Source organism: Corallococcus sp. AB045 (assembly GCF_003668895.1).
Classification (GTDB): domain Bacteria; phylum Myxococcota; class Myxococcia; order Myxococcales; family Myxococcaceae; genus Corallococcus; species Corallococcus coralloides.
This window is the reverse complement of the sequence record NZ_RAWN01000383.1, coordinates 1-3,136: the sequence shown is the minus strand read 5'-3', so window position 1 is coordinate 3,136 and position 3,136 is coordinate 1. Positions and strand designations below refer to the sequence as shown.

At 75.0% G+C, this 3,136-nt stretch carries 1 protein-coding gene; it reads left to right on the top strand.

Features of this window, described 5'->3' with window-relative positions:
• On the top strand, nucleotides 1-3,136 hold a 3,136-nt coding region (locus D7Y21_RS40795), incomplete at both ends, for an SDR family NAD(P)-dependent oxidoreductase (RefSeq protein WP_147469530.1).

Here is a 3,136-nt window from a genome sequence, read left to right as displayed (position 1 = left end):
CCCCGAGCCCCAGCACCGCCTGACGATGCGGGAGCAGCTTCGCGAGGCCCCCCAGGCCGAGCGGCACGCGCTCCTCATCCAGCTGCTCGGCGAGGTGGTGGCCCGCGTCCTGGCCTATGCCCCTTCCACCCAGCCGTCGCCGGACGAGGGCTTCTTCGACCTGGGGATGGAGTCGGTGCAGGCGACGCAGCTCGTGGAGCAACTGGAGGGCGAGCTCGGGCTCGACCTCCACCCCACGCTCGCGTTCGATCACCCGACGCTGCGGTCCCTCGCGGACTTCCTCCTCGAGCGGATCCCCACCGGGACTGAAGCACCGGCCGAGCTCCGCGCCGGGGTCCCGGCGGAAGGGGTGTTCGCCCGTCAGCAATGGCGTGACGCTCCCTCCACGGGGACGCGTGGTGCCGCGCCTCGCGGCATCCTGCTCGTGGGAGGAAGCGGCGCGCACGTCAGGGCCTTCCGCGAACAGCTGCACGCGCGGGGACTCGAGGTGCCGGTGGTGGGAGCGCGCCTGGGTCAGCGCTTCGTCGACGTCGGCGCGGAGCCCGAGTTCGACCCCGCGGACGCGCGGCAGGTGGGGCAGCTCCTCGCCTGGCTGGACGGCCGGGGGCTCCAGCCCAGCCACGTCTTCCATCTCGGCGCGCTCGACGCGGCGTTCGGGATGGAGCCCACCCTCGGCTTCACCCACCTGCTGGGGCTGGCGAAGGGGATGCTCGCGCACTCGTCCGACGGCGCGATGCGCCTGGGCTACGTGCACTCCACGGTGGACGGCGTGCGTCCCCCCGCCCACGCCGCCCTGGCGGGATTCTGCCGCGCGCTCGGACTGGAGGCGCCGCGGCTCGGCTTCCAGACCCTGGCGCTGGAGCCGGCGGCGTGCGCGCCGTCCGACGTGGCGCGGCTGGCGCTGGCCAACAGCGAGCACGACGACGTCGAGGCCCGGTACGTGGCGGCCCGGCGGCAGGTGCGCGAGCTGGTGGAGCTGCCGCCCGGGACGCCGCGTCCGTCACCGCTGCGACAGGGCGGGGCCTACCTCATCACCGGTGGAGCGGGCGGCCTGGGCCTGATGCTGGCCGAGCACCTGGTGCGCACCGTCCGGGCGCGCGTCGCGCTGACGGGACGCGGTGAGCTCGACGAGGCCCGCCGCCTCCGGCTGGAGGCGCTGCGCGCGGCGGGCGCGGAGGTGCTCTACCTCCGCGCGGACGTCAGCGACCGGGACTCGGCCGCGCGCGGGGTGCGCGAGGCGTGCGAGCGGCTGGGGACGTTGCACGGCATCATCCACGCCGCGGGCGTGACGCGGGACTCGCTCGTCACGGCCAAGGCGCCGGAGCAGTGGGCGGCGGTGCTGGGCCCCAAGGTGCACGGCACGCTCCACCTGGACGAGGCCAGCCGGCACCTGCCCCTGGACTTCTTCGCCCTGTTCTCCTCCACGGCCGCAATCACGGGGAACGTGGGCCAGGGCGACTACGCCTTCGCCAACGCCTTCCTCGACGCCTTCGCCGAGGAGCGCGAGGCGAAGCGGGCCCGCGGAGAGCGGCGCGGGCGCACGGTGTCGTTCAACTGGCCCTTGTGGGCCGAAGGCGGCATGCGGGTGGACGCCAGCACGCTGCGCTTCATGGAGCGCCGCGGCGGCCTCACGCCGTTGCCCACCGCGCTCGGGCTGTCGGTGTTCGAGGCGGGGCTGGCCCAGGAGGGCTGCCAGCGCGTGGTGTTCCACGGCGCCCGCGACACCATCCTCCAGCGCTTCGGCATCCAGACCGGCGCCGCGGCGAGCGAGCCCGTCCCCGTCCCCACCGCCGCGCCTCCCGCGCCCGCCCCGGTGACCGGGACGCGCCTCGCGGCCTCGGCCCCTGAAGGCCGGGAGCCCATCGCCATCATCGGGATGGCCTGCCGGTTCCCCGGTGGGTGCGACAGCCCCGAGGCCCTGTGGCGGTTCCTCCTGGAGGGCGGCGACGCCATCGTCGACGTGCCCGGGGAGCGCTGGGACCCCGAGGCCTTCTTCCACGCGGATCCCGACACCGCCGGGAGCGTGTACGTGCGACAGGCGGGCTTCCTGAAGGAGCCCCCCGCGCTCTTCGACGCGCGGCTCTTCGGCATCTCTCCGCGCGAAGCCGCGGACATGGACCCCCAGCAGCGCCTGTTGCTGGAGGTGTCGTGGGAGGCCCTTGAGCGCTCGGGCCTCGCGCCCGACAGCCTCGCGGGCAGCCCCGTGGGCGTCTTCGTGGGCATGGGCAGCGCCGAGTACGGCCTGCTCCCCCGCGCCGCGCGGCAGTTCACCGCCTACGCCGCCACGGGCCTGGCGGCCAACATCGCCTCGGGCCGCATCGCCCACCGGCTGGGGCTCCAGGGGCCCGCGCTCACCGTGGACACGGCGTGCTCGTCGTCGCTCATGGCCGTGCACCTGGCGTGCGACAGCCTGCGCCGGGGCGAGTCCACCGTGGCCCTGGCCGGCGGCGTCAACCTCATGCTGTCGCCATACACGTTCGTCTCGCTGTGCCGCCTGCGCGCCCTGGCGCCGGATGGCCGGTGCAAGACGTTCGACGCCTCGGCGGACGGCTACGGCCGCGCCGAGGGTGGCGGGATGATCGTGCTCAAGCGGCTGTCCGATGCGCGGCGGGACGGCGATCCCGTGCTGGCCGTGCTCCTGGGCTCGGCGGCCAACCACGACGGCGCGAGCAGCGGGCTGACCGTGCCCAACGGGCTCGCCCAGCAGGCGCTCCTGCGCAAGGCCCTGGAGTCCGCGGCGCTGGAGCCCGAGCGCATCTCCTACGTGGAGGCCCACGGCACGGGCACGTCCCTGGGAGACCCCATCGAGATGCAGGCCCTGGGCTCCGTCTACGGGCAGCGCCCGGCCTCCGCCGAGGCCTTCACGGTCGGCGCGCTGAAGGCCAACCTGGGGCACCTGGAGGCCGCCGCGGGCATCGCCGGCCTCATCAAGACCGTGCTCTGCCTCCAGCACCGGGCCATCCCGAGGCAGCTCCACCTGCGCCAGCTCAACCCCCACATCCGCCTGGACCGCATGCGCGCCCGGCTGCCGTGGGACACCCTGCCGTGGGACGGAGCGGGACGGACCGCCGGCGTGAGCGCGTTCGGGTTCTCGGGGACGAACGTCCACGTCATCGTGGCCGAGCCCCCCACCCCG